Raw genomic sequence first — 25,109 nt, 5'->3', positions numbered from 1 at the left:
CCTTTGACCGCACCCCCACTCTGTGACAACTTCTAATCGAAGGTTATGATCCTAGTTCTGGGTAACAACACCCTTCGCATCCTTAGTAACCTTCATGTCATGAATACTAATGTAACCCATGTCTTTAACCAAACTGTTTTGAACGTCCTTAGAGTCCATGTACTTCAAGAAAGCAGCAGTTGCCTTGTCAGGCGTGCCCTTCGTGTACATGTGTTCGTAGGACCAGATCTTCCACTTGTTCGTTTGCACGTTGTTATCGGTTGGTGTGACGTTATCGATAGAAACGGCTTGTAACTTGTTCGTGAAGTAAGAGAAGGCCAAGTAGCTAATAGCACCAGGCGTCGTTGCCACGATCTTTTGAACGGCACCGTTAGAGTCTTGTTCTTGTGACTTTACGGCCGTAGCACCCTTCAGGACAGCATTTTCAAAAGTTGCGCGCGTCCCACTACCTTGTGCCCGGTTGATGATGACAATCTTTTGATCCTTACCACCGACTTCTTTCCAGTTGGTAATCTTACCCGTAAAGATCTGCTTAACTTGGGCCATCTTCAAGTTTTTGATGCCGGCATCCTTGTTAACAACTGGGGCCATCCCCACGACGGCCACCTTGTGGTCCGTCAACTTGTCAGCTTTGATACCCGCTTTTTCTTCAGCAAAAATATCAGAGTCACCAAGTGAAACGGCACCGGCTTGGACTTGACTTAACCCAGTTCCGGAACCCCCACCTTGAACGGTCAAATTAACCTTGCTGTTCTTAGTCGTAAAGTTGGCACCAGCCTTGGCTGCCAAAGGTTGTAATGCAGTTGAACCAACAGCCGTCACCTTACCAGAAAGTGCTTCGCTGCTTCCCTTACTGCTCGTTGAGCTCGTGGCTTTCCCACAACCCACTAACAGTACACTAAGCGCTGCAATCCCCATTGCTAACTTTGATCCCTTATTCATCTCTGTCACTCCATGTCTTTAAAGGTAGTAGAACCATTTCGCAAAACTCAGATGAGCCTCACAAAATGCCTCCCCGTAACTTACAATCTTGATTCTAAGCGATGAATATATATTATTCGTAGCAATCGTGTAAATTTTCGGTAAATGTTGCCAAATTCCACATAAATTCATTTATATTTAGGTCGTTAACCCCCAAACACGATTGTTCCATTATATTTGGGCCGTTAATTGCGCCGCGCTGGGAAAATGGCTAGAATTAAGATAAGAGGTGACCAGAAGTGGCAAACAAAAATGAAAGAAAAGCACGACACGCCATGATCGTTGATATGAACGACTTTCTGATGGATTACGCAGCAGCCAAGCTCGGTGCCAAAGCAGATTTAGCACAAGAAGTGGCCGCTGCCGGTAAGCAAGACCTGACCGGTTTAGACGACTTATTCAAGGATAACGGCGTCGGCCGGCGAACCAAGTACCTAGACCTCGCCTCCGGTTTCTTACGAGACGAAGCGGATGCCAATGATGACGATGCGCCAACGGACATCGATGCCGCAACCAAGGCATTGGGCCAAGAAGCCATCGACTATCTGAGCAGTCATCCCCAAGAATTTAACCGTTGGGAAGAAGCTTAAACACAAATACCGTTAGCCCAGTGACTTTAGAAGCCAACTGGACCAACGGTATTTTTTCTTTGCATTTTTGTGACTTGTGATTGACGTTTTCCGTCCTGATAAATAAACCGGTATTAATATTAGCTGATTGCGTTTGGGGGCAGGAGTATTGTATTAACTTCATTGAAACGTGCGTCAAGGGACAGTCAGCTCCGCTTAACGCTATTAAGGTAATAATCCAAACCCGGGATTTTCCGCCCTATGACGTTAATGCTCAGAGACGGGTACTCTAATCTTATATAGCCGAAACGTGCGCCAAGGGGCAGATCCCTGCGCTTAACCCCATAAGCAGAATAATCCAAAACCGGGATTTTTCTGCTTATGACGTTAATGCTCAGGATCTAAACGCCCCTTGGCGCACTCTTTCTATTTCCAATCCCACAAATCTGCTTTCATATTCGTCCCAATAATCTGGGTCAGTAGATCAATGAACTGGTCCGGCATGTACTTGGTCGTGTCTAACTCGGTTGGTTGGTCGTTGACCTTGGTAATGACCAATCCTGAATGTTCCAGATGCAACCCATACTTGGGTGCAATTTCACATAATCTGGCAATCTGCTCTTCGCTCACCGCTAAGTCTCCTTGAAAAATGAATTACTTTGAGCTTAGCGAATCTTTTATGTGGCGTCAAGCAGCTAGTAGCAATACTTGTCCGTTGCCAATTGTTGATGGATGGCGCCGGCCAGTAAGGCCTCGTCTGGGCCCTCCGCTACTATCCGAACGTAATGACCCGCATAGTCCGTCAGCTCGGCCACTTCTTCATGTTGGCTGGGATCAATCTCGACATCACGAATCTTGATGGTCACCTTGCTAGCATGTTTTTGGCAAATCTTTTCCAGTGCTGGGGCTTCGTCAACGGTTGGCATTTCTTCAAATAATGGGAATCCAATTGTCTTCATCGTGATCACCTCTTACTCACATTGTAAGCGATTACATATAGAAAGCCAAGACTTTTCACTTTATTTCACAAGGAAACAATTCGTTCCGAACACGCGTTCAAACGACGGCCAAAGTATGGTATGCTTATTGCCAGAAATGGAGGCGATGTGGCTTTGACGATTAAACTAGGCGTGCGTGAATTAGTCGAGTTCACCTTACGAACCGGCGACCTGGGAAGTACCAGCAACAGTCAAAATACGGCGTTACTGGGCGCACGCATCCACCGTCGCCTGCAAAAACAGCGCGGAGAAAATTACCAAAAAGAATATTACCTCGATCAAAACCTCACTCTCAATGGCGAAGACTACCTGTTGCACGGCCGAGCCGATGGCGTGACACTGACCGAAGACGGCGCCAGTATCGAGGAAATCAAGACTTCAGAAACGGTTTTTGACCAGTTAAGCGAAAACACCTTGACCCTCTACTGGGGACAAGTGAAGCTTTACGCCTATCTCTTGATGGCAAAGGAAAGTGACCTCGATGAAGTCACCCTCACCTTAACCTACTTTCAGACCAATACGGAAACCACGACGCAAACCGAACAGGTCATCAGTCGTGAGGCTGCGAAAGCCTTTTTCGATCAAGTCATTACCGAATACGTTACTTGGCTGAAATTTCGCTCCGATCTGCGCGACCGTCGCGATCCCACCATCCAACAACTCACCTTTCCCTTCGATCACTACCGACCGGGCCAGCGTGAATTGGCCGTCGCCGTCTACAAGACCATCCTCACCAGCAAACGGCTCTTTGCCGAGGCGCCCACGGGCACGGGGAAGACGATTTCCACCCTGTTTCCCACCATTAAAGCCATCGGGGAAGGCCTGATTCAACGCATTTTTTACCTGACCGCTAAGCAGAGTACCCGGACCGTGGCCGAGGAAGCCATCAGTCTCATGGCTAGCCAAGGCTTAAAGCTCAAAAGTATCACGCTGACAGCCAAGGACAAGATCCAGTTTCCAGAGGAGGCCGACCTGCAGCCCGATGAGAATCCCTACATGTTAGGCTATTACGATCGGTTGAAGCCGGCCCTGCTCGACCTCATCCAAAACAATGACCAGCTCACCCGCCCCGTTATCGAAAAATACGCCCGCAAACACACCCTGGACCCGTTTGAATTTCAACTGGATGCCAGTCTTTTTTGTGATGTCGTGATTGGCGACTACAACTACCTCTTTGACCCGCAGGTACATCTCCAACGGTTCTTTACCGCGGAAGACCCCGACAACTTTTTTCTGATCGATGAAGCCCATAACCTGGTCAGCCGTTCCCGCGACATGTACTCCGCAGAAATAACCAGCCGGCCCTTGGATCGCCTCATCGAACAGAGTCGTGATCTCAGTCAGGCGACACCCAAGCTCCGGCGCCGGCTTCAGGACCTGCGGGCGACCTTTGACGACATCGTGGCGCCACTGATTCAGGAGGGGCAGACCGACAGTACCTTTCTGACCCCACCGGAAGACTTTAATCACGATCTCTCACGGTTGGTGGAAGCCATCCACGACTGGCTAGTCGATCAGCCCCAGACGCCCTTCACCCAAAGCATCCTTGACTACTACTTTGCGGCCATCAGCTACCAGCGTATTGGTGAGTACTACGATGACACTTATCGGATGCGCCTGACGCTTGAAGACGGCAACATCACCCTCAAGCAGCTTTGCCTCGATCCCAGTGCCTTTCTGGCAGACAGCCTGGCTTTGGGACACGGTGCCGTCCTTTTTTCCGCGACCCTGTCCCCCATCGACTACTACCAAACGGTGCTCGGCGGTGATGACGACAGTCTGGCTTACCGTTTAAACTCCCCATTTGAACCCGAACACCAAGCCATTCTGGTCACGAATTACATTCAAACGACTTACAAACAGCGTAACGCCAACCTGGCAAACATCCTTCTGGCTATCAAAACGCTGGTCGATGGCAAAGTGGGAAACTACCTCATTTTCTTGCCGTCCTATAGCTACCTCCTGGATGTGACGCAAGCCTTTCAAATGGCCTATCCACACGTCAAAACGGTCGTCCAACAGGCCAAGATGGCTGAGGCCGACCGGGCGGCCTTTCTGGCTAACTTCCAGCCCAATCCCGAAACGACCCTCGTAGGCTTTGCCTTACTCGGGGGGATCTTTGCGGAAGGGATCGACCTGAAGGCTGACCGACTGATTGGCGTCGGCGTGGTCAGCGTTGGTCTTCCCGGAATCAATCCGGAGACCGACCTGATTCGCGACTACTTCGATGTTCAGTCCCACCAAGGCTTTGCATTTGCCTACCAGCTGCCCGGTCTCAATAACGTCTTTCAAGCGGCCGGTCGCCTGATTCGGGGCTCTAAGGACGTGGGAATCATTCTTCTTATGGATCAACGGTTCGCCAGTCCCCGGTACACCCATCTTTATCCGCAGCACTGGCAACATTTCCGCCGCCTCTATCGCCCCGAACAACTCACCGCGGCCGTTACTAATTTTTGGCATCAGGAGGTCACCCCATGAAAACCAAGTTGACACTTGCGCTAGAAAAAACACTCTATTATTACTGTCGTGAAAACGGTGCTTCTCCCGTGGAAGAGGTCACCATGCCCGATGACGCGGGGATTGTCGACACCTTGAGCTACCAGGAAATGCCCGATCTCTCGATTGAATGGCGCTGTTATGAGCTTAAGGTTACCAAGTCTGACTTTCACTCGAAGGCCAAATTGTCCTTTGTGGGCCATTACAACTACTTTGTCCTACCTCTCAAACTGTATCAGGAGGTGGCCGACGAAATTCCCGCCGGCATTGGCGTCCTGATCTACCGGCCCTTTGATAAAGCCATGCTGGATACGGCGACCGAGGCCCCCGTTGCACCAGGCTACCTCACCGTGGCTCGACCACCACGTCGGCAAGACCTGCAAGTTCCCGAGAGTCAGCTGACTGCCCGGTTTATCGCCTCTCAGGGACGTGAGGTCAATAAAGCTAAGCAGATGGCCACTGGCCTCAAACAGTACAGTACCGATCGCCTCTACCAAGAGCTCAAGAAACGCCATCAGCACTACGACATCTACGATCCGGAAAGCAACTTTTACGACCAATTCATCGAAGACACCCAGTCCACGGCCGTTACAGCGCTCCAAACCGAGGTCGATGCCCTAAACCTAGAGGTCTACCAATTGAAACAGGCCCTAAAGGAGCAACGCCCATGATTTATTTTCCTTATTTTCGGGGACGGCAGTACGACCTCCAGGCCTTGAAGGCCATTGCCCAACAACAGATTCTACCGGCCAATATCATCCCCATCATTGAACCCGTCAGAGATATCCGCGGTCTCCCCCAAACCGTTGCGGCCTTCGTGGACCACGCGCAACCGGTCGTGGTCATCGCCAATCCCACGGTCAGTGACTATGCGCTGACCCAGCAAAAGCTGTACGACTGGCGCCCATTTCGGGACAATCCCGCCCTTATCGTCGGCCACATCCTGACGCCCACGCTGATTCCCGATGAACTCACGGCACCAAACGGCCACCAAACACTGCTGGTTGCGCGCCAGTATGACGAGCTCAAAGCGGCACAACAGGCCGGCTGGCTAACGGCTCCTAACTATCTTTTGGTGCCGCCAGAAGCCCGGATTCGCCAACTGCTGCAGCGGCCCACGGTTAGCCTCTTTGATCACGCCTGGTTCCCCGAACACGACCGTAGTTACGCCGACATTACCGACGGCTTCTTCAGTGACGACTGGGCGTTGACCACTCACGATTATAGCGGCTATAGCGACTACACGATTAGTGGCGGGCATTACAGTGAACACGGCTATCCTGCCAGGGCCGTGACCCTCCATCTCACGTATTTTCGCGGTGAGCAGCTGCGCATTCATCGCTTTGTCTCCACCGATCGGTCAGACTACAAGCATCCCAAAGAAAAATTCTTCCAAGCCGTGGCCCAGCTTGCGGCCTGGTTACCACAACAGCCCCTCAGCACGCAAACGCCCGCTGCTAAGCAATTGGCGGCGTACCATGAGCAGCAGCACTTTCCTGGACTGGGCGTGGTGAAACGGTTAAGTCTGGAACACCATCTGCAAGTGATGGCGGCGTACTTCAAGGAAAATTTTCCTATAGAAAAGTGAGCTTGAACAACTTGTTCAGGCTCACTTTTTTTGATTGTCCTGGATACTTTTACAGGGATAGTCGCTCTAATTCTATATAGACGAAACGTGCGCCAAGGGGCAGCCAGTTCCGCTTAACGCCATTAAGGTAACAATCCAAACCCGGGATTTTTACCTTAATAACGTTAATGCTCACAGATAGTCACTCTAATCTTATATAGACAAAACGTGGGACAGAAGGCAGATCCCTGCGCTTAACCCCATAAGGAGAATAATCCAAACCCGGGATTTTTCTCCTTATGACGTTAATGCTCAGAGGTAGTTGCTCTAATCTTATATAGACGAAACGTGCGCCAAGGGGCAGCCAGTTCCGCTTAACGCCATTAAGGTAATAATCCAAACCCGGGATTTTTACCTTAATAACGTTAATGCTCACTGACTAACCGCCCCTTGGCGCACTCTTTATTACTTAACCGGTACCACGCAAACACCCTCTGGTACCATGAAGTCCTTTTGAACCATAGTCAACTTACCACTGTCGGCGTCACGCGTGTATAGTGTGGCGTTGTCCGAGTTTTGGTTGACGACAATTAATAAGCTTTCGTCCGAGTTCAAGTTGAAGTCCCGTGGGAAGTCACCTTCCGTGGAGATCCGTTGAACCGTGGTCAACTTGCCTTCATCATCCGCAGCAAAGACCGTGATCGAGTTGTGACCCCGGTTAGACACGTAGACGAAGCGGCCATCATGACTCAACCGAATAGCGGCAGACCCGTTGTGGGCCGTCCAGTCATCGGGAATCGTGTGGCTGATTTGCTTGACCGTCAACTTACCCGCAGCGGCATCGTAAGCCAACGTTGCCACATTGCTGCTGAGCTCGCCGACCAAGTAAGCCGCGCTCTTCTTCTCGTCAAAGACGATGTGCCGTGGGCCATAGCCAGCTGGCAAATCGACGTGGCTGACCGCCGTTAACTTTCCGGCGGCGGAGACGTCATAGATGTACACCTTATCCGTCCCCAAATCGCAGACGACTAACCGGTTGTCCGGTGTCAAATCCGTGAAATGTGGGTGAGCACCATCGGCCTGTTCCGGCGCTGGCCCAACTGGATCGTCATCATGAATTTCATCCGTTTCCGTCAGGGTTCCGTCGTCAGCGATAGCATAGACGTCGACCAAGCCCTTGTGGTAGTTGGCCGTGTAGACCAATTGCCGAGCTTCATCAACCGCAACGTAAGCCGGCGAAGCACCGTGTTCCAGCACTTGTTGGATGGCCCGTGGCTTGTCTTCAGAAACATCATAGATAATCAAACCACCCTGGGTTTGGCCATCCGTTTCCTTCTTGTTGATGACGTACAGGCGTTTTGCAGCGGCTTTTGCAATGTAAGTTGGACTCCCTGCAGACGCTAGCCATTCGCAATCCATCAACTTAGGCGTCTTCGTGTCCAGACTCACCCGGTAAATACCGCGACTAATGCGCTTGGTGTAAGTCCCAATATAAAAATCTTCCGTCATATGTGCTACCCCTTTCAACTTACCAATATCTATTTCAAGTATAGCACAGCTCAGCCAACAACACCTATGAAGTCACTGGTAACCAAGTGGATTTACCGGTACAATAGGGATAAACCGTTTTAGGAAAGGAATCACCGTACATGTCAAGCTTTGAGGGTTACCACCCGTTGCTAACACCGAAATTTCGGTTCGACTGGCTTACCCGCTTTAAATTAAAGAATGTTGCAGAACTCACCAACCGCGATCTGGCAGAAACGGCCGACTGGATCAATAATACCATGCGGTCCACCATGAAACGCGCAACCCTGACTTGGGGCATCGAACGGCGCCAGACCCACAAGCTCGTGGGCTGGGGTGGTTTTCTCGAACTGGATCTTCCCGCCCACACGGGGCACGCCGGTTTGGCTGGCAAACGCCTACCGATCAGCGAACAACAAGAGATCGTTGACCGACTGGTTAATTTTGGCCGCGATGAATTGCAACTCACTGAACTCAAACTAACACCGTCCGCACACCTGGACGAGACCGTTCTCGCGGCTGCGGGCTTTACCGCCGACAGTACCGGCAAGGACTGGACCTGGCGCTTACACCAATAGACACAAAATGCCTTTAGACCACCACTTATGGCTGATCTAAAGGCATTTTTATACATTTTTTGAACGTTCAACTCTGAGCCACCCTTTCAACTCTTAGCCCCAACCGAATGGGTCCCTTACTAAGCGTTGTAGCGGCACCGCTGAACATTCCCCTTAATCCGCTTCCGTCACGCGCTGATTTAACTCGCGCGCAATGTCGAAAGACTCACTCCGATAAGCATCATGAACCCCGAGATAGTAACAAGCCAAGCTGCCCAGTGCCACCACTAGGAAGTCCAGCGGATAGGCAATTTGGCCCACCCCGCCAAACTCATGGCTCCCCGCATAAGACATCACGGTTAACCAAATCATTTCGGCTAACAACCAGCGACTTCCCTTAAGACTGGCCCGTAAAGCGTGCCATCCCGCTGGTTGACGAATTTCGTAATACACATAACACAGTAAGCCCATGGCGATCACACCAAAGACCTCCACCGTCGTTGGCCACTTCGCCCAGTAAATAGCCAGACTGGCCAAAACATAGGCTAATGGCGCCCACAGGTGAATCCCATGCAGCCGGAACGGCCGAATGAAATCCCGCCCCTGATGGCGTAGGGCCGTCACCGTGACTGGTCCGGTCAGATAGGCAATTAGCGTGGACGTGGAAATCACGTTGGACAAGGCACTCCAGTTCCGGAAACCCGCAACCAGTAGAACCCCCAGCAACATGTCCACGACCATTGCCCGCCGCGGCGTCTGGTACTTACGGTTGATTTCACCCAACCGCGTCGGCACGTGCTTGGTCCCGGTCATGGCCGCCAGCGCACGGCTGGTGGTTGCCACGAAGGAGACCCCCGTGCCAAACGGCGAGACGAAAGCATCTAGGTACAGTAGCGTCGACAGCCAGCCCAGGTTCAGCAGGATCGCGATATCGGCAAATGGCGACTGGAAGTTAACCCCCTGCCACCCATGAGCCAAGTTGGCCTCTGGCACGGCCCCAATGAAGGCCACCTGGAGCATGGTGTAGATCACCGTGCTAATCCCAAAGGCAATCACGATTCCCCAGAGAATGTTCCGCTCTGGATGGTCAATCTCATTCCCCATGTTAATCGTCGTTTGAAAGGCGTTGTACGAGAAGATAATTCCGGCAGCCGTGGTGGCTGAAAAGATTGCCGCACTCCCACTGGGCATAAAGCCCGCGGTATGAGCGAAGTTCCCGGGTTCAAATCCCGTTGCCAACAAAACAATGATCGTTAATGTAGGAATTCCTAATTTAAAGATCGAAATGAAGCTGGTAAACCGCGTCAACAGCTTCACCGACCAAAAATTCAATAACGTAAAGGCCAAAATAAACAGGAAGACGACCATCAATCCTTGATTGGTAATATTCCCATTTTTCAGGAAGCCCCTGGTCCAGTTCGCCCAGGCCCAGGGCCACGAACTCATATACTGGACGGCCGCTACCGCTTCGATCGGAATGATCGTGAGTAGTGATAGCCAGTTCGACCAACCCGCAACGAATCCCAATAAGGGACCATGGGAGAAGGCCGCGTATTGGCTCATCCCCCCGCTGGTTGGGAACATCGTCCCGAGTTCAATATAATTCAATGCAATCAGGCCGATAACCACGGCCCCCAAAATCCAAGATAGGATAGCGGCTGGACCGGCAATCTGTGCGGCCATTCCCGCACCAAACAACCAACCTGAACCGATGATGGCACTCAGCGTTAGCATGACTAAAGAAAATAAACTCATCTTGCGCTTCAACCAAATTCCTCACTTTCAAAAAAGATATTGGCCCATTGTACACTAGGAATCTGGCAATGTGCTAAGAAAGCAGCGATATTTCACTTAGAAGAGTTGCCCAACGTAATAGTGAATCAGCATGGTAATAATTCCCACAATCACGTTTCTGATAATCGCTGTGCGGACTAACCCGTGTCCTAATTTAGCACTCAGAAAACCGGTTAAAGTCACGGATAATAAAACTGAAATGATGGTTGCTGGCCACTGCCAAGCCGTGGAGAAGAGACTCATGGCAATCAGTGGAAAGGCCCCTCCCAGCGAAGCCGCAATCAGTGATGAAAAGGCCGCATTCCAGGGATTCATGTAATGTCCCAGCTGAATGTCTTCCTTGACATTCACCACGGTTGCCAAAGCATCCTTGTGCATCAAATCCTGAGCAATCGCCAGCGACGTGTCAGCGGAGACCCCCCGTTCCTCGTAAAAACGTTGAACCGCGGCTTCTTGATCGGCATAATTGCTCTTTAACAGCGCGGCTTCCTGAGCCACGGCGGCTTGTTCCGTATCCTTCTGCGTGCTGACGGAAGCGTACTCCCCCGATGCCATAGAGAAGGCACACGCCAGTAAGTCCGAGAGCCCCGCAATAAAGATCGTAAATTGATTGTTCGTAGCTGCCGCGACACTGAATAGCACCCCAACAACGGTTAAGATCCCATCGTTAGACCCCAGTACACCGGCCCGTAACGTATTTAACTTTTCACTCATCGTTTGTTGTTTCTTTTGCTTTTTTACTCGTACTTCTTCATTAGCTGCCATTGAATTGGCCCCCCTCTAGGCGAATAGACTCCCAATGCCGTAAGTGACCAGCATCGTTAAGATTCCCGCAATGACGTTCCGCATCGTCCCGTTGCGGCGGTTGGCGTTTCCCAACATTGCCGCCACATAACCCGTGATCGACAACGCAATGATCACGGCGATAAAGGTCCCCAGAATCCGCCACTGCTCGGGCAGCAACGTAATGGACACTAACGGCAGGATTGAGCCGGTAGGAAAGGAAATCATGGACGCAATCGCCGCCGAATAAGGGTTGGTGTATTCCCCAACATTAAAACCAAACCGTTCACGAACGGTGGTCTTCAAGGGATCCTCGCTCATCATTTCCTTGGCCGCTTGATCGGCCAACTCTGGGCGAATCCCACTAGCTAAGTATTTATCACGAACAAACGTGAATTCCCCTTCATAATCATTATCCAAGGCAACGGTTTGGGTCTCAATGGCCTTTCGTTGCGCATCCTTCTCAGCATTCACCGAGACGTACTCGCCCATGGCCATGGAAACCGTGCCGGCAATCATCCCCGCGATCCCTGAAATAAAGATCGCAAAACTACTGGTGGCCGCACCGGCAACCCCCACAACAATCCCAGCAACGGACAAGATGCCATCATTGGCCCCCATCACGCTGGCCCGCAACACGTTGATGCGTTGCGCCAACGTTGCCTTTTTCTTCTCATTTTTCATCAATATCTACCCCCAGATTATGTCCATCTCTCATCTTAACACTCTTATAAATAAAAGTTAGGTGACACAAACTAAATAATGATACGACTCGCAATTTTTCCCGGATTCGCCACCACATTTCAGGATAAACTGAACCACTACCAGCAAACCGCTGTCAAAATGTGGTATGCTTTTAAAATGTGTTTACGCGGTGATTCTACGCAAAATTGTTAATCTAATTTAGAATCATTATTATCTACTAACAAATCCATTGTACTCAGACTTCCCCTAAAAGTAAACTCTAAAATTGCAAGTCTTTCAATTCAGGACACTGGGATTCGAAGTTGAGGCATAAAACTGGAAGTATTGCCAAAATGTGGTTTAATAGAGGCAAACTAGAGTGATTACAAATAAGAAAGTAAAAAAACGCTCACGTAAAAGGAGGGATTATCATGGCAAATCAGCAACAACTTTTAAAGCAAGCCTTGCAGACCTTGAAGGATCATCACGTGCGGGTCACCCCGCAGCGACAGATTATTTTGACCTATCTGGTCACGCATCACAATCATCCCTCGGTGGACACCATCTTTAACGCCTTAGCTAGCCAGCTGCCGAACCTCAGTATGGCGACGGTCTACAACACGCTGAACCTACTGGTCGATCTGGGCGTGGTGATTGAACTGCCAAACGATAATGGTGGCCTGCGCTATGACTTCTATGGACGTCCCCACTACCACGTCATCTGCGAAAACTGTGGCAAGATTACGGATGTCTTTGCCCCGGACTTTCCACAGATCGAACAGCGTCTTAACGACGAGGCCGCGGCGCAGACTGGCTACCTCATCACAAGCAATCACGTCGAAGTCTACGGCTTGTGTCCCGAATGTCAGCAGAAGCTTCACATCGATCCCCGCCGACAAAATTGGGCCGCTGACAGCCAGAAACCGCTGTCATAGCAATGTTACAGCCACATTACAGGTGTCGTTAACTTTTAATGTATTTGAAAACACCCTGAACAAATCCCGTCAGCATCGTTATTAACCTCGTAATATTACAAGGGAAGCCCCGTCCGACGGTTGTCGCGGCCCCCGATAATGTATATAGTTGATAACGAAGAATATCGACTGAGCGACCACATCAGGTCGTCACATGAATAAAAAAGATTTGAGGGATGATCAGGGTGAAGATGCATAAAGTAGTTTTAACCGCACTGGCCGCCTTGGGCGTTGTGGGCATTCTCGGTGTCAGCAACACAACCACGGCTAACGCGAGCTCCAAAGTGAACGATTATATTAGTAACAAAAATATTAAGCCTGCTAAGGTGACCAAATCCATTTGGAATGGTTTTCCAAAGAACAAATATCGTCATGGTAAGGCCAAGCCTGAAGGGGTTGTCATTCACGAAACGGCTAATCCATCTTCAACGATCTACAATGAAATTGCCTATATGAAGCGTAATTACAACAACGCCTTCGTTCACAGTTTCGTTGATGGTTCCCGGATTATCAACATTGCCAATACCGATTACCTGGCTTGGGGAGTTGGCTTCCCTGGAAATGCCCGTTTTGTTCAGTTCGAACAGGTTGAAGTCCACAGCAAGTCTGCCTTTGCCCACGAAGTTGCTAACGCGGCTTGGTACACGGCTTACCTGCTGAACAAGTACAACTTGAAGCCTAACGATGCCGCCTACGACGGTAAGGGAACGGTTTGGTCCCACGGTTCCGTGGCCTCCCATCTCGGTGGTTCGTCGCATACCGACCCAGTTGGTTACTACTCTGCCACCGGTAAGAAGTACTTTGGTCAGAAATACACCATGGCTGCCTTCTACCAGATGGTTAAGAAGTACTACAATGGGATGAACGTTAAGCACACCAAGTTAGTTAATGCCACTTACACGTCCGTTGATAAGCAAGCTAAGTTGAGCAGCAAGTACACCAAGTACTACCTGTACAACCACGTTAAGGGCGCCAACAAGAACGCCAGTCGCCAAAGTTGGTCAAAGATCTCCCCTAAGGTTGGGAAGACCTACTACATCGACATGGTGGCCAAGAAGAGCTCTGGCACCACTTGGTACCGGATCAAGACTTCTAAGAACACCACGAGCAAGACCCGTTACTGGGTTTACTCCGGTAATCTGACCGGCGTTAAGGATGTGCCAACGGAAACGACCGCAACGGCTACGAGTGCCAGCGCAAGTTCCAACGCCGCATCATCATCGTCATCATCTGCTAGCGACTCCAGCGTCAGCGCAAGTTCTAGTAGCAACTAAATTTTAAAATCGAACGCGGTTGGGATTCTATCCCCACCGCGTTTTTTTACGCATAATTTTCAGGTCTCACATCCCATTTCTATATTCAAAGGGATTGGGACATAACTCAAAACGACCCTTTCAGAATCTCTCTGAAAGAGTCGTTTTTATTTTTGCCATTGTGGCACCGAAACGTGGAACAGAAGGCGTCTAGATCCTCATTCGACCATTTTTCCAACACTTCACGCGCTTAATCATTCGCGTGAACATCATAAGCACTTAACATCTCCACGACACCCGGAGCATCCGGATCATGTTTACCTTTTCCTTTATCCAAAGCCGCCATTTGGGCCATTTCTTCAGGATTCAACGTGAAGTCAAAGATATTTAAATTACTTTTGATTCGTTCAGCATGAACGGATTTTGGAAATACAATCACACCCAGTTGGTTTTCAAACCGCAAAATAATTTGACCAGCATTCTTATGGTGTGCTGCAGCTATTTTAGCAATAACCGGATCATTCATCAGCGTTTGGTCCCCTTGTCCTAGTGGGGCCCAGGCTTCTAACCTAACGTCATCCGCCGCCATAATTTTCCGAATTTCCTTTTGCTGGAAGTACGGATTAAATTCAACTTGGTTAACAGCGGGCATGACCTTAAATTGGGGCACGAAGCTTTGCCAAATTTTAGGGGTCATGTTGGAAACGCCAATAGATTTCAGCTTGCCATCCCGTTGTGCTTCCTCCATCGCGCGCCAAGCCCCCGGAACATCCCCATAGGGTTGGTGAATTAGGTAAAGATCCAAGTAATCTAAGCCCGTCTTCCGCAGCGATAAGTCAATTGCCCGCTTCGCCGGATCGTAACCGAAATCTTGTAGCCAAAGCTTACTGGTTACCCAGATTTGATCACGCGGAATCCCACTGTCCTTGATGGCACGACCAACCTCGGCTTCATTGAAGTAAGCAACGGCCGTATCAATGTGTCGATACCCCGCCTTTAATGCCTCAGTCACTGCCGCATAAGTTGAACCATCGTTGGGAATTTGAAAAGTACCAAACCCAATTGCTGGGATTTTGTTGCCATCATTTAAATTAATTGTTGGTGTCATCTTGCGATTACTCCTTTAATTGTCTTAAGCTAGAGCCAAAAATTTGTTCAATTGTCTGCGGATCACGGTGGTCAAAGAACTGACTCTCCTGACGGTCTAAACCGGCCATCACGGCTAGCTCATCAGCCGTCAACTCAAAATCAAAGACGTTTAGGTTCTCCACCATCCGTTCACGGTGAACGGACTTGGGAATGACCGTGATTCCCCGTTGCAACAGCCAACGAAGAATGACTTGCCCCACCGTTTTGCCATGAGACTGCGCGATGGCCTGAATCGTCTCATTCGTGAAGATCCCGTGCTTTCCCTCAGCAAACGGGGCCCAGGCCTCGACCCGAACATTCTCAGTCTGGTTAAACTGAACTTCCGCGGGCTGTTGATACCACGGATTGACTTCAATCTGGTTAACAGCCGGGGTCACATTCATCGTTAATTCTAGATTTTTTAGTTGGTCTGCATAGAAGTTGGAGACCCCGATTGACCGAATTTTACCGGCCTGCTGTGCCTCTTCAAGCGCACGCCAGGCCCCCATTGTGTCCCCATAAGGCTGATGTAACAGGTATAGATCAAGGTAATCCAGGTTTAAACGACGCAATGAGGCGTCAATTCCCTGTTTCGCCCGATCATAAGTAAAATCGGATACCCATAGCTTAGAGGTGACAAAGAGGTCATCTCGAGAAACGCTACTCTTCTTGATGGCTCGACCGACAGCCTCCTCATTACGGTAGGCCGTTGCGGTGTCCAGCAACCGATAACCAGCTTCCAGAGCTGAACTCACGGCATCTTCACATTGTGCCAAATCAGGCACCTGAAAAACACCAAAGCCTAATTGTGGCATCTCTACACCGTCATTCAATTTAACTGTTGGGACAATCGTCATAGTCGTGATACTTCCTTTCATCTTTTGAATAAGTTCACTTTAGTCCCAAACCAATCGTTTGAAAATTACTACTTACTCATGCTAGTATACGAATAGCGTATACTGAGGCTGGTTACCTTTAGTCCTGACCAATCACGTCAACCGACCGCAAGCTTAACGCCCATCTTTCTCCATAATCCACGATTACTGGCTTGATGCCTATTACGGTATACAGTTCAGAAATACTTCTAACAAGAGACCACTTTAAAGTACAGTACCCACTAAAAGGTAAGCTTGGCTCGTCATTTCCCTAGGAGGAAACTTATGATTGAAAATTATTTACTAGAAGAACTGGTCACCTTTGCACAGACCGGTACCCTAGCCAAAACGGCGGCGGCCCTCAACGTGACCCAGCCAACGATTACCCGTGGCATGCAGAAGTTAGAAGCCGACTGGGATGTCCAACTCTTTGTTCGCCAACCTAACCATTTATCTCTGACCCCGACAGGACAGCTGGCGGTCAAAGAGGCAGCAGCCTTATTAACCGCGACCCAGCAAGCTGTGGAACGTGTCCGCAACTTTGAACGTAGCCAGTATATCTGTACCCTCGCCACTAGTATTCCCGGGCCCTTGATCGTTTTACGTAACATCCACTCTCAGCTTCCCACTAATACACGATTACCACCCCAGTCTGTGCCTGAATCTCAACTCATCACCGGCCTGAAGGCTAATGACTATTCGCTTGTCTTTTCCAATCACCCCTTAAGTACCGAGACGATTGACTCCCAATACATTGGCACTGAACGTTTGGCTGTAAATCTTAACCAGTTCATGTTTCAGGCCAATCAGACAACCATCACTTTTGCGGAACTCAAAGGCCTCAGCTTCGTCGTTCTTAATGATATTGGTCCATGGCGTAAGATCATTCAAGCGAACATTCCCAATGCTAATTTTTTCTATCAGGAACAACGCACCGCACTGACTGAAATCACCAAATATGCTGACTTCCCTTATTTCAGCACTAACATTTCCGGCTTCGATGAAACGCTTCCCCAACAAGACACAGCTAACGATAGTCGTGTCTGTCTCCCCATTAGTGATTCTGCGGGGCAGATGCCCATCTATGCCCTGTACCGGCATACCGAAAGGAACCGGGTTCAACCGATCATTTCACAATTAATAGCCGTATGGCCGAAATAGTTAATCGTCATCAACGCAAGTGGGCCATATTGGCTAAAAAACGGCTTTTTCAGAATATAGAAAGCGACATGCCAATTAGCCCGAACGGTTAGTTGGCATGTCGCTTTATTTTTATCGACCGGTCCAGAACCAATGCCCCGTCAGGCACCGGCCCCGCCCAATCCTAATCTTGTTTTTCATCGTGACTACTTTTAGTGGCACGGCGCCGTTGACCCGCCCCAAGGAGCCAAAGAATAACGTATTAAAGGTAATCTCAATGCAAAATTTGGTGACTTAGTGGCATCAACAGTTCCATCATCGTTAAATGATACTTACTCAATGGGTTCTTCAATAACTAAGTTAGCCTAATCAAGGACAGTAGACGCTTTTTGACAAAAAAGTACTTAAATAGAGAATCATAGATTGTGCAAAGTGGTTCCGATTATCTAATCTTAGATGAGAATTATAGAAGAACACCTAAGATCCCAAAATTGCGATCTTAAGTGTTCTTCTAATTTAGATTTCAATTCAAGAGCCCATGAATAGTAAAGTCTCTAGCCAATCGCCAATTATTCTAATAATGATTTCACTTTTCGAAATTCATCAAGCCCAGTGTATGTTTTAACTACCTTGCCATTCTTAATAACCAAAAAGTCGGGTACGGACGTAATATTTAACTTTTTGAGTGTCGATGTAAATCGCTTATCATTCCGATTGGCATTTGTATTGTAGTAGTAAACTTTTGGTCTAAAAATATTATTCTTCATTTGGGTAACAAGTCTAGAGTTGAAGACCTCACAAGCAGGACAATTAGGACGTCCGATATATACCAGTGTTTCTTTTTTATTTGTAACTATACGACTTAACTGAACTGTATTAATCTTAGTTAAGGGATCAGCAGTTTTCCGGTGGTAAACAAATATTCCCGAACCTAAAACTAGGATTAGAACTACAATTAATAAGATGCTACTTCTCTTCACTCAATAAGCCCCCGATTTACATTTAGCATTTGTAATGCGCACAATGGAAAACTTCAGTACCATAGCCAGCACCTACCGCCGAAACACAGGCAGCACATCCAGTTCCTGCAGTACCAATGCAAACGATCGCACAGCCAGCACCAACTGCACCGAGTATCCAAGTCGGAACTCCCATACCGCTTAAACATTTACCCATGCAAGACATCCAAGATTTTTTGGTTTTCTTCTTCTTTTTCTTAGCAGCTGCCATTAAGCGCATCCCATTGCCTTTTTTTGCAGCAAAATTTGTTGAAGAGTTGGTACTGCTCGAGAGAACATTCCCATCTTCATCAAGCGTAGCGGCAAAAGTTTGCTTTCCATTACCGTAAATATAAGCGTTTACTCCTACGCTTGAAGATACCCCCATAACCATTGATGTATTAGTTAACTGTCCATTTGTCTTATAAAACAAGGATAGATAACTCCCCTTTTTAATATTAGCGCCCGTTACATCGTAATATGCAACATAATAAGTATCTCCACTTTTGTTAGTTAAAGTTTTAACAGTAGCCTCTTTTGAAACTGAAACATTCTCAGAACGAGTATTGGCGTAATCCTGTGCATCCTTTAGCGTGGTTGCATTCTCGTTTTCCCAAGAATTCACTTTGGCTGTGATGGAAGAATCAGATAAAGTAAATTTATTGTCGTTAAATGAATTGACAAAATTTTCACCTACAGCAGTTTCTTGGCTAGTTTCATTCGCACTTGCCTTGACGTTTCCCAAAGCAGCGATAAAAGTCCCTAGCACCAAAATAGATATGGCTAAAACAATATTAAGTAATTTCCCCGATTTTTAAATGTCATCATTAATCATTATTCCCCTTTTTTGTGATCACGACTGCTGATCCCAATTGTGATTATTGCAATCAATAAAAACAAACCACCTCCGACAAAGATTATAAAACTGTAGTGAGGAATAAAATTAGCTGCGACGATCATCATTAAAGTGGAAAAGACAATGAGGGAACCAACCCCAATCAGTTTTATATTATTAGACATTTTCTCACCTCCTTAACTTGTTAAAAATTAGTAAAAGCTTTTACTCCTGATAAACACTGACATATTGTGTTTGCAAAATCTAAATATTATCTTATACGTTGATAAAATAGCGTCTATTCTAAGTCAACACGATTATTAGTTGCGATACATCACTTATAACAGTATAGAACAAAATATCGACAAAATACAATAAATGTTTCAAAGAAATGTTTTTTTTGTGAAATTTATATGAATTTTTTCTCAAAACGTTAAATTCAAACACATTTCACTTGCTCAGTTTTTAAGAATCTAGGGTTAAAACGCTCGTTGACTTAAACAACCGTAATAATCAACATATTCATTGGATAAATTCAAAATTCTTATGTCATTTTCATATGTCTTCGTAATGAAATATGAGATGACCAATAGCGAATATTCCCAAATCGCATCATAATCAGTTGGATAGTGCAATCGATAATACAGATATTGGCAGTACCATCATGTAAAGAGGGTGACAACCAATAAAATTTGAACTAGGACGCAGTGAGTGGGAGGAGAGAAGTCTTAACTCGTAGTCTCCTCTTCTCCCACTGATGAGTTCAAATTTGGCTCACTCACGGCTCCACAGCTTGGGATGAACACTACCAGTCTAGCGATGCTTCAGTCAACATTAGTGTTAAATATCAGAGCATAACCGTAGGCGGCCAGAGATGTAGGCAGCCGTGACGACGGTGTAAGCCGATGATCTTCGGCTTACACCGTGGGACGTGTTTGGAGACCGGTGAACTTTACCAGGCTTCAAACCGAGCCGGAGGACCGCTTCTCAGGCCGCAGGCGGTCCCCACAGCAGCCGGAATCTCTGGCAGCCGCAGGTGACGCGGCTAATATTCAGAACCCTGGTTAGACGGCGTTTGTCAGATAACCTTTAACTTGAATTCTTCTGGTAATCAGAAAGCGACATGCCAATTAGCCTGAACGGTTAGTTGGCATGTCGCTTCATTTTTTTAACGATCGGTTCAGACCTGATGCCCGGTCAGACACCGGCCTCGTCCAATCCTAATCCTATTTTTCATCGCCACTCCTCTTAGCGGCGCGGCGCCGTTGCCCCGCGACCGCACGGGTCATGACCCACGCCGTAATTGGCACGGTCAGGATCACACTGACCATCGCGAAGAGAATCATCAGGATCTCCGACACAAAGATTTTATCATTCAGAATTTCCCCAAAGGAATAGTGCACGCCGGTAAACCAGATGAACAACGCCAGAAAGCCACCGAAGAAACCAAAGAACAGCGTATTAAAGGTGGTCCCGATGATCTGCTTGCCCACCGTGATACCGTCCCCTAGCAGGGCCTTAGTGGTCACTTGGGGGTGTTGCTCGAGGATTTCACTGAGTCCCGCCGCAATGGCCATAGCAGCCTCCGCAATGGCGCCTAGCGTGCTCAGAATGGCCGTGGCCGTTGTTACCTGCACAAAATTGATGCCGATCAGGACGGAAAGTCCCTCCAGATCCTCGCTATCCTCCGGTCCGAACCCCTGAACTAATGCCCAGTGCTCAACCGGTACAATTAGGAGCACCAAAATCACCAGCACCGCCGCCGAAGCCAAGAAGGCCACGGTGCTCGAGAGGTCATCCCCACTGCTCATAAAGATCGTGAGCGCCAGCACCAGCAGCCCGACCACGAGGGTCACCGGCAATGGTGGAAAGTGAAAGGCAACCAAGACGATGGCCAAGAACAACAGTCCAAAATTCAGCAGTAGCGCTAAAAAGGACTGTAACCCCGCTTTGCCACCTACGAGTACCATCAAGATCAGAAGCACCAGGCCTAAAACATTAATTGTACTCATGCGCGCACCTTCTTTACCATGAAACGACTAGCCAGGTAGCTTGCCAATGGGACGGCTAAGACGATCCCAATCCCACTTATCAGGCTCTGGACAACCCCCATCGACATATTCATCGAGAAGGTATAGCCCCAACTGTTTCCATTTTTCAAATAGAGCATGGCCATAGGAAAGGTGTCCGCAACGAAGATAAAGAAGAGCACGTTGATCAGGGGCCCCATGATGGTACTCCCAATCTGCCGCCCAGACTTGAACACCTGACGTGCCGAAAGCTCCGGTCGTTCCCGTTTTAGGGCAAATAGTGACGAGATGATATCGGTGGATTCATCCATAACCGCCCCCAGTGATCCCAACAGGGTTTCCGCTAAGAACAACGGTCGTGGCAGCTGCGTGACGTATTGCATGGATTCGTAGTACATGCCCTTTTCATGGGTAAAATGAAAGACCAGCAGCGCCACGATCAGCGATAACGCCGTCCCTCCCAGCGTGGTGACCAAGGTAATCAGCATCTGCCGGTTGGCCCCAATCACGAGCCACAGGGTCAGCGTCGCAAAGACCACCGCCAGACTGCCGAAAATCCAAAGCACCCGGGCCCCCTGCGTCGACCCATTCAGGATAATGGCGATGAGGAACAACACCCCATTGAGAGCCACGCTGAGAAACGCCATGAAGCCGCTAAACTGCATAATCAGTAGCAGTAGCCCCACGACCAACCACAGCATGAAGACCAGTGGCGTGTCACGTTTGGCATCCTTGGCCGTCGCCGTCAGCTGACTGGCCCGATGCTGATGGATGACCACAAAGAGTTGACTCCCCTTATGATAGTGCTGATCCATCGCCCCCGATAGCGAGTAAGTATTGGTGACCGTTAGCTTCTGCCCGCGGTACTTGCCATTTAAAATGTGCCCGCGCAGAACCTGTTTGGTTTGCCGGTCTACATTGTGGAAGTCATCTTCCTCTTTGGTGGCCGTTCCCGTCTGCACGTGGGTCACTTGCATGATGGGATCCCGATACAGGCCGGCATTATGCGCTGTCCCCCAGACCAGCAAGCCACCGATCACGAGGACGAGGAGCCACAGGCCTAGTGTCACCCTTCTATTCTTAAGTAAGCCTTGCATATTCCCGATCCCTTCTAACCTTTGACGCGTTGCATCCAATATACCACTTTCCGTGGGGTCACTTTCACCCCAATAAAAATTTTAACCAAATCACAGCAATCGTTGCTCTAGCAACTCTACTAGGGGGTGAATCACCAGAGAATCCCCGGTAGCCCTTGCATTTTGTGAAAATTAACGATAGAATGGTAGCCGATTGTTATTTTAATTAAGCGAGGGTTTTTACAATGAGAAAAGCACATCCAAATGGCGTTCAAGGCCGTCGGAAGGTTAACCGTAAAAAGGACCGGAAGCGGCGCGACGAAATTTCAGATTTACAACGTTGGTTAAAGAACAAAAAGTAAATCTGACGCCTATACCATAAAACGCACTGACAATTTTTGTCGGTGCGTTTTATTTTGGTCTGATTTTCAACATTTTGCCTCTGTCGTATCCCGTAACTTTTACTAATCAGGATTTGCGCCACTAAATAAGGCCTCACTGCCCACCCGCAGTTAACCTCGTCTCCGATAGTCGAGCAGCATAGGGACTTGATCTAACAACAACTAGCCACGTTGACCAAGACATGATGGCTTACTTCTTCAGCTTTTCATCTTTAGTTTTTCTAAGACTATTCAATGTCCCGAGAACCCCAACACCCAAAATAAGCCAATTTGAAACTGTTGCGTGTATAGCCTCACCTTTAAGTACAGGCCACAATATTAAGACAATAAGTCCGATGTTAAGCCAAAAACCCGGCGTTTTATAAAAGTGTTTATTGAAAGTGAACGTCATTTTTCTCACTCCTCTCACCCGCTAAGCCGATACTTTGCCATTTAATTATAAACGGCCGGCTAACAGTAGATAGCCGCTTAACTCTTTAAAAGTTAAGTGACAATAGGATCTGGAAACGTTGTGCCACCCTCAACACATCCTTATAAGCCAATCATGACAATCAATGACCTTTTAACGTAAAAATGGTGTTGCCGGATTCCCCCGCAACACCAAATAACCTTGTCACGACTAACTGTTACCGAAAAAAAAGGACCGGGCATCCGCCCCGTCCAATTAACCTTAATCAACAACTAAGACGCTGGTTTTAGAATTGTGGACCACATAACTCGTGGTAGATCCCATGATGGCCCGACCTAAGCCGTGGGCCCCAGAACGACCGATCACCGTCAAGTCCGTGTTCAACTCTTCGGGCAACGTAACGGCAATGGTTGGCTTGGGAAGCCCCGTCTTGAAGCGCGTTTCAACCGGCACACCAGATTGCTTAACCTCTTCAACCGCGGTATCCAAGAACTTCGAAGCCGCTTCCTTGAAGTGGGTAACAATTTCACTGCCAAATTCCGCGCCGTAGTGGGCATAGGTCTGATCACTAGCGACGGAAACGATGAACAGCTTTGATCCCAGCTTTTGGGCCAATTTGGTTGCCTCCACCAGTGCTTTGTGGGCATTCTTACTCCCATCCATTGGTACTAAGATCCGTTCATACATCATATCCCGTCCTTTCCATATTAAACCATCAATGTGGTATCGCTTTCAACACCTTTATCATAGCAATAAATGGCGCTGGTTGAAAGCCCAATGCACAAATTTTCACGAGATTTTTAGGGTTCTGGGCAAATGTTTAGGCGATTCTCATTCTCGCATTATTTCCCGATTGTGGTAAGATAAATCAAATGACTGAATTAGAAGGATGGTTACAAATATAATGAAAAAGTTTTTGCTGGGCGCCCTGGGATTACTTGCACTAACCCTAGCTGGCTGCTCGAATAACCAGCTCACCACCAAAAAGAACAGCTATCGCCCAACTGCCCTGACGGCTGTCGTCAAGGGGAACGCCAGCGCCAAACGCGTTAGCTACCAAATTGATAATGGTAAGAAGCAATCGGTTAAGGTCAAGGGTGGTGCCTATTTCTTCCAGGTTCCGGCCGCAACGAAGGACCAGACCGTTAAGATTACCGCCGGCAGCGCTAAGAAGACCATCACCGTCAAAAAGGTCAAGGCCCTGGGCAACTACAAGACCCTCGCTGCCAAATACAACCAAATGGTGATTGGCACTTACCTTCCCGCTAAGGTGCAAAAACAACTTCAAACAGCGCAAAAGACGCAAGCGGCAACCAAGAAAAAACTGACCGCTCTCGCTAAGACCGACCCAGTTGCCGCTGCCGCAGCCATTCAGCAACAACAGGCCGCCGCTAAGCAGCTCCAAGCACAGATGGCCACGGCTAAGAAGAAAGCCAAGGACAGCCTGCTCCCCACCACAACCAAGGATGGGGTCAAGAACCTGACGGACACCAAGTACACCACGGTTCGGGCAAACGTTCAGGATGGCAAGCTCATGGGGATCGCCATGATCACCCCTACCAAGCAGATGAAGACCAAGACGGGGCAAAAGAAGTTCGGCACGACCTTTGCCCTGTTGGGGACTACCTTAAAGGCAAAACCTAAGTACGTGATTAACAAGTTCGAAAAGGTTCTGAAGGATGCCAAGAAGAATAGTTCATCGACAACCACTAAGACCATCGAATCCAACGGTATCCGCTTCAACACCGGTTTCTCAACGGATCACCTCTACATCTACATGACCAAGTAATTCCAGCAAAGACGCGGCATGGCCGCGTCTTTTTTTGTTGCCAACATTGCCTTGCCGCCTTGCCGTTCGCCAAATTTGGGCTGCAATCCAATTAGACGGACGAAAAAATCCAGTTAACCAGGATTCGGGACATTAAATTAATGATCAACCGTCACCTGCGGCTGCCAGAAATTCCGGCTGCTGTGGGGACCGCCTGCGGCCTGAGGAGCGGTCCTCCGGCTCGGTTTGAAGCCCAGCAAAGATCG

24 protein-coding genes are annotated in these 25,109 nt (G+C 48.6%); 9 read left to right on the top strand and 15 right to left on the bottom strand.

The window, feature by feature from the left end; translation table 11 throughout:
• Positions 1-51: 51 nt before the first annotated feature.
• The gene (locus tag FD28_RS11550) at positions 52-942 is read right to left on the bottom strand and encodes a phosphate ABC transporter substrate-binding protein PstS family protein (protein ID WP_057735195.1); all 891 of its coding nucleotides are present in this window, start codon (positions 940-942) and stop codon (positions 52-54) included.
• A gap of 278 nt (positions 943-1,220) precedes the next feature.
• Here FD28_RS11550 and FD28_RS11545 point away from each other — a divergent pair, with 278 nt between their 5' ends.
• Positions 1,221-1,571: a hypothetical protein gene (locus FD28_RS11545; RefSeq protein WP_057735194.1), complete on the top strand. Its 351-nt coding sequence runs from the start codon at positions 1,221-1,223 to the stop codon at positions 1,569-1,571.
• Between the two features lie 405 nt (positions 1,572-1,976).
• Here the strand turns inward: FD28_RS11545 and FD28_RS11540 are convergent, their stop codons facing one another.
• Positions 1,977-2,180 carry a hypothetical protein gene (locus FD28_RS11540; protein WP_057735193.1) on the bottom strand — a complete coding sequence of 68 codons (204 nt, stop codon included), beginning with the start codon at positions 2,178-2,180 and terminating at the stop codon, positions 1,977-1,979.
• 65 nt (positions 2,181-2,245) lie between these two features.
• A complete protein-coding gene (locus FD28_RS11535) occupies positions 2,246-2,509 on the bottom strand; it encodes a PTS sugar transporter (protein ID WP_057735192.1) in 264 nt (87 codons plus the stop codon).
• 153 nt (positions 2,510-2,662) lie between these two features.
• On the opposite strand from FD28_RS11535, the gene FD28_RS11530 reads away from it, so the two are divergent.
• The 3 genes from FD28_RS11530 to FD28_RS11520 are packed head-to-tail and all read left to right on the top strand — an operon-like array spanning position 2,663 to position 6,632.
• A complete protein-coding gene (locus tag FD28_RS11530) occupies positions 2,663-5,026 on the top strand; it encodes an ATP-dependent DNA helicase (protein ID WP_083478186.1) in 2,364 nt (787 codons plus the stop codon).
• Positions 5,023-5,715 carry a hypothetical protein gene (locus tag FD28_RS11525; RefSeq protein WP_057735190.1) on the top strand — a complete coding sequence of 231 codons (693 nt, stop codon included), beginning with the start codon at positions 5,023-5,025 and terminating at the stop codon, positions 5,713-5,715. The genes FD28_RS11530 and FD28_RS11525 overlap by 4 nt, the downstream gene beginning before the upstream one ends.
• Positions 5,712-6,632 carry a sce7725 family protein gene (locus FD28_RS11520; protein ID WP_057735189.1) on the top strand — a complete coding sequence of 307 codons (921 nt, stop codon included), beginning with the start codon at positions 5,712-5,714 and terminating at the stop codon, positions 6,630-6,632. Before FD28_RS11525 ends, FD28_RS11520 begins: the two co-directional genes overlap by 4 nt.
• Positions 6,633-7,076: 444 nt before the next feature.
• Here FD28_RS11520 and FD28_RS11515 read toward each other — a convergent pair whose 3' ends face one another.
• Positions 7,077-8,120: a lactonase family protein gene (locus FD28_RS11515; RefSeq protein WP_057735188.1), complete on the bottom strand. Its 1,044-nt coding sequence runs from the start codon at positions 8,118-8,120 to the stop codon at positions 7,077-7,079.
• A 140-nt stretch (positions 8,121-8,260) separates the two neighbouring features.
• On the opposite strand from FD28_RS11515, the gene FD28_RS11510 reads away from it, so the two are divergent.
• The gene (locus FD28_RS11510; RefSeq protein WP_057735187.1) at positions 8,261-8,716 is read left to right on the top strand and encodes a GNAT family N-acetyltransferase; all 456 of its coding nucleotides are present in this window, start codon (positions 8,261-8,263) and stop codon (positions 8,714-8,716) included.
• A gap of 153 nt (positions 8,717-8,869) precedes the next feature.
• Here FD28_RS11510 and FD28_RS11505 read toward each other — a convergent pair whose 3' ends face one another.
• From FD28_RS11505 to FD28_RS11495, 3 genes are all read right to left on the bottom strand, one after another.
• Complete coding sequence (locus FD28_RS11505) at positions 8,870-10,450, bottom strand: APC family permease (RefSeq protein ID WP_057735275.1); 1,581 nt, start codon at positions 10,448-10,450, stop codon at positions 8,870-8,872.
• Between the two features lie 96 nt (positions 10,451-10,546).
• Positions 10,547-11,254, bottom strand: a complete 708-nt coding sequence (locus FD28_RS11500) for a VIT1/CCC1 transporter family protein (protein ID WP_057735186.1) — start codon at positions 11,252-11,254, stop codon at positions 10,547-10,549.
• Between the two features lie 15 nt (positions 11,255-11,269).
• Positions 11,270-11,956: a VIT1/CCC1 transporter family protein gene (locus FD28_RS11495; protein ID WP_057735185.1), complete on the bottom strand. Its 687-nt coding sequence runs from the start codon at positions 11,954-11,956 to the stop codon at positions 11,270-11,272.
• Between the two features lie 431 nt (positions 11,957-12,387).
• Between FD28_RS11495 and FD28_RS11490 the strand changes: the two genes are divergently transcribed.
• Both FD28_RS11490 and FD28_RS11485 read left to right on the top strand, forming a co-directional pair.
• Positions 12,388-12,891 (top strand): Fur family transcriptional regulator, encoded by a 504-nt coding sequence (locus tag FD28_RS11490; protein ID WP_057735184.1) that lies wholly within the window; start codon positions 12,388-12,390, stop codon positions 12,889-12,891.
• 230 nt (positions 12,892-13,121) lie between these two features.
• Entirely contained in the window at positions 13,122-14,204 is a 1,083-nt protein-coding gene (locus tag FD28_RS11485) for a peptidoglycan recognition protein family protein (protein ID WP_057735274.1), read from the top strand.
• 229 nt (positions 14,205-14,433) lie between these two features.
• Here the strand turns inward: FD28_RS11485 and FD28_RS11480 are convergent, their stop codons facing one another.
• Complete coding sequence (locus tag FD28_RS11480) at positions 14,434-15,291, bottom strand: aldo/keto reductase (protein WP_057735183.1); 858 nt, start codon at positions 15,289-15,291, stop codon at positions 14,434-14,436.
• A 7-nt stretch (positions 15,292-15,298) separates the two neighbouring features.
• On the bottom strand, positions 15,299-16,168 hold the full coding sequence (locus FD28_RS11475; RefSeq protein WP_057735182.1) for an aldo/keto reductase: 870 nt from the start codon (positions 16,166-16,168) through the stop codon (positions 15,299-15,301).
• A gap of 303 nt (positions 16,169-16,471) precedes the next feature.
• Here FD28_RS11475 and FD28_RS11470 point away from each other — a divergent pair, with 303 nt between their 5' ends.
• Positions 16,472-17,347 carry a LysR family transcriptional regulator gene (locus FD28_RS11470; RefSeq protein WP_057735181.1) on the top strand — a complete coding sequence of 292 codons (876 nt, stop codon included), beginning with the start codon at positions 16,472-16,474 and terminating at the stop codon, positions 17,345-17,347.
• Between the two features lie 548 nt (positions 17,348-17,895).
• Here FD28_RS11470 and FD28_RS13580 read toward each other — a convergent pair.
• The 6 genes from FD28_RS13580 to FD28_RS11435 form a co-directional block, all read right to left on the bottom strand.
• The gene (locus tag FD28_RS13580) at positions 17,896-18,306 is read right to left on the bottom strand and encodes a thioredoxin family protein (RefSeq protein ID WP_057735180.1); all 411 of its coding nucleotides are present in this window, start codon (positions 18,304-18,306) and stop codon (positions 17,896-17,898) included.
• 22 nt (positions 18,307-18,328) lie between these two features.
• On the bottom strand, positions 18,329-19,069 hold the full coding sequence (locus FD28_RS11460) for a hypothetical protein (protein ID WP_157059891.1): 741 nt from the start codon (positions 19,067-19,069) through the stop codon (positions 18,329-18,331).
• Positions 19,070-19,158: 89 nt separating this feature from the next.
• Positions 19,159-19,344: a hypothetical protein gene (locus FD28_RS11455; RefSeq protein ID WP_057735178.1), complete on the bottom strand. Its 186-nt coding sequence runs from the start codon at positions 19,342-19,344 to the stop codon at positions 19,159-19,161.
• A 1,041-nt stretch (positions 19,345-20,385) separates the two neighbouring features.
• Positions 20,386-21,171 carry a YibE/F family protein gene (locus FD28_RS11450; RefSeq protein WP_057735177.1) on the bottom strand — a complete coding sequence of 262 codons (786 nt, stop codon included), beginning with the start codon at positions 21,169-21,171 and terminating at the stop codon, positions 20,386-20,388.
• Positions 21,168-22,286 carry a YibE/F family protein gene (locus tag FD28_RS11445; RefSeq protein ID WP_057735176.1) on the bottom strand — a complete coding sequence of 373 codons (1,119 nt, stop codon included), beginning with the start codon at positions 22,284-22,286 and terminating at the stop codon, positions 21,168-21,170. Before FD28_RS11445 ends, FD28_RS11450 begins: the two co-directional genes overlap by 4 nt.
• 1,050 nt (positions 22,287-23,336) lie before the next feature.
• The gene (locus tag FD28_RS11435; protein ID WP_057735174.1) at positions 23,337-23,762 is read right to left on the bottom strand and encodes a universal stress protein; all 426 of its coding nucleotides are present in this window, start codon (positions 23,760-23,762) and stop codon (positions 23,337-23,339) included.
• A gap of 217 nt (positions 23,763-23,979) precedes the next feature.
• Between FD28_RS11435 and FD28_RS11430 the strand changes: the two genes are divergently transcribed.
• Positions 23,980-24,864 (top strand): hypothetical protein, encoded by an 885-nt coding sequence (locus tag FD28_RS11430; protein ID WP_057735173.1) that lies wholly within the window; start codon positions 23,980-23,982, stop codon positions 24,862-24,864.
• Positions 24,865-25,109 lie beyond the last annotated feature (245 nt).

The sequence above is a fragment of the Levilactobacillus hammesii DSM 16381 genome (genome assembly GCF_001434395.1).
Lineage (GTDB): Bacteria > Bacillota > Bacilli > Lactobacillales > Lactobacillaceae > Levilactobacillus > Levilactobacillus hammesii.
This window is presented reverse-complemented; position numbering and strand designations above follow the sequence as displayed.

What these genes read in the sequence shown, in the direction of transcription:
- FD28_RS11550 (WP_057735195.1), bottom strand. Translation starts at nt 942, where the DNA reads ATGAATAAGGGATCAAAGTTAGCAATGGGGATTGCAGCGCTTAGTGTA.
- FD28_RS11535 (WP_057735192.1), bottom strand. Translation starts at nt 2,509, where the DNA reads ATGAAGACAATTGGATTCCCATTATTTGAAGAAATGCCAACCGTTGAC.
- FD28_RS11525 (WP_057735190.1), top strand. Translation starts at nt 5,023, where the DNA reads ATGAAAACCAAGTTGACACTTGCGCTAGAAAAAACACTCTATTATTAC.
- FD28_RS11520 (WP_057735189.1), top strand. Translation starts at nt 5,712, where the DNA reads ATGATTTATTTTCCTTATTTTCGGGGACGGCAGTACGACCTCCAGGCC.
- FD28_RS11515 (WP_057735188.1), bottom strand. Translation starts at nt 8,120, where the DNA reads ATGACGGAAGATTTTTATATTGGGACTTACACCAAGCGCATTAGTCGC.
- FD28_RS11510 (WP_057735187.1), top strand. Translation starts at nt 8,261, where the DNA reads ATGTCAAGCTTTGAGGGTTACCACCCGTTGCTAACACCGAAATTTCGG.
- FD28_RS11505 (WP_057735275.1), bottom strand. Translation starts at nt 10,450, where the DNA reads ATGAGTTTATTTTCTTTAGTCATGCTAACGCTGAGTGCCATCATCGGT.
- FD28_RS11500 (WP_057735186.1), bottom strand. Translation starts at nt 11,254, where the DNA reads ATGGCAGCTAATGAAGAAGTACGAGTAAAAAAGCAAAAGAAACAACAA.
- FD28_RS11495 (WP_057735185.1), bottom strand. Translation starts at nt 11,956, where the DNA reads ATGAAAAATGAGAAGAAAAAGGCAACGTTGGCGCAACGCATCAACGTG.
- FD28_RS11490 (WP_057735184.1), top strand. Translation starts at nt 12,388, where the DNA reads ATGGCAAATCAGCAACAACTTTTAAAGCAAGCCTTGCAGACCTTGAAG.
- FD28_RS11485 (WP_057735274.1), top strand. Translation starts at nt 13,122, where the DNA reads ATGCATAAAGTAGTTTTAACCGCACTGGCCGCCTTGGGCGTTGTGGGC.
- FD28_RS11480 (WP_057735183.1), bottom strand. Translation starts at nt 15,291, where the DNA reads ATGACACCAACAATTAATTTAAATGATGGCAACAAAATCCCAGCAATT.
- FD28_RS11475 (WP_057735182.1), bottom strand. Translation starts at nt 16,168, where the DNA reads ATGACGATTGTCCCAACAGTTAAATTGAATGACGGTGTAGAGATGCCA.
- FD28_RS11470 (WP_057735181.1), top strand. Translation starts at nt 16,472, where the DNA reads ATGATTGAAAATTATTTACTAGAAGAACTGGTCACCTTTGCACAGACC.
- FD28_RS11455 (WP_057735178.1), bottom strand. Translation starts at nt 19,344, where the DNA reads ATGTCTAATAATATAAAACTGATTGGGGTTGGTTCCCTCATTGTCTTT.
- FD28_RS11450 (WP_057735177.1), bottom strand. Translation starts at nt 21,171, where the DNA reads ATGAGTACAATTAATGTTTTAGGCCTGGTGCTTCTGATCTTGATGGTA.
- FD28_RS11445 (WP_057735176.1), bottom strand. Translation starts at nt 22,286, where the DNA reads ATGCAAGGCTTACTTAAGAATAGAAGGGTGACACTAGGCCTGTGGCTC.
- FD28_RS11435 (WP_057735174.1), bottom strand. Translation starts at nt 23,762, where the DNA reads ATGTATGAACGGATCTTAGTACCAATGGATGGGAGTAAGAATGCCCAC.
- FD28_RS11430 (WP_057735173.1), top strand. Translation starts at nt 23,980, where the DNA reads ATGAAAAAGTTTTTGCTGGGCGCCCTGGGATTACTTGCACTAACCCTA.